This is a genomic window from Nostoc sp. UIC 10607 (assembly GCF_047228265.1).
Classification (GTDB): Bacteria; Cyanobacteriota; Cyanobacteriia; order Cyanobacteriales; family Nostocaceae; genus Nostoc; species Nostoc foliaceum_A.
The window spans coordinates 1-796 of sequence record NZ_JBIQNW010000220.1 but is presented as its reverse complement, the minus strand read 5'-3'; the positions used below and the strand labels follow the sequence as shown (position 1 = coordinate 796).

Sequence of the window (796 nt, the reverse complement as noted above, 5' to 3'; positions counted from 1 at the left end):
ATCTTCTCTCCTTCCCCGACAACCGTTGCAAAATCTGTCTTGCCCTGCGGCGAGTAGACCTTGTGCCTTTCGTGGCAATATGCTGGAGAGAACTTCTCACTCTAGAAAACTTATCCCTAACATCGCTGATTTGTTTTCCATCCCATTTATCACCATTGCTAGTTACAGCAATGTCACGACGACCAAAATCAACACCAATTACGTTATTAGATTTGATTGGTAATGGTGCTTCGTCTTTAATTTGGATATGGATGTAGTAGTTACCGTCACGATGTTTGCATAACTGTGCTGATGTTGGCTTTCTACCTTTTAATTTACCTCTTTGATAGTTACCAGCATCAATTTTGATGTGTTCCCTGCCGTTCATTAAAGTCAAACTAACAGTCCAGTCTTTCTCTCTAAATGAGAAAATTCTGGCATCATAATCAGCCGATGTTGGCTTAAATGTTAAAACTTGCTTGTCTTTAAGTTTGGCAGTTTTACGATTAGCTCCAACCCTGGCGCAAGCACGAACAGCTAAATTTGCACTCAATCCAAACAAAGCGCGAATCTCGTTATAAACCAGATTTTGAATAGTCATCTTACTGGTTATCTGGGGCTTAACTTTCTGATTGGCGTAGTTACACGCATCAGCAAAAGCCTTTAATACCAGTTCGATTTCTTCTACTTGTTTTTCGGAGGGGTTGAGTTTGCAAACTAGTGTCAGCACTTGTTCCATGACTTCGACATAATCACAGATGAACATAATACATCAAAATAGTCGTGTTGTATCAAAGATTTATTTGGCAAAAACTCA

At 39.6% G+C, this 796-nt stretch carries 1 pseudogene; it reads right to left on the bottom strand.

Annotated features, from left to right (window positions below):
* Positions 1 to 718: pseudogene (locus ACEYW6_RS36500) on the bottom strand (RNA-guided endonuclease TnpB family protein); the annotation flags it as partial.
* Between the last annotated feature and the right edge of the window lie 78 nt (positions 719 to 796).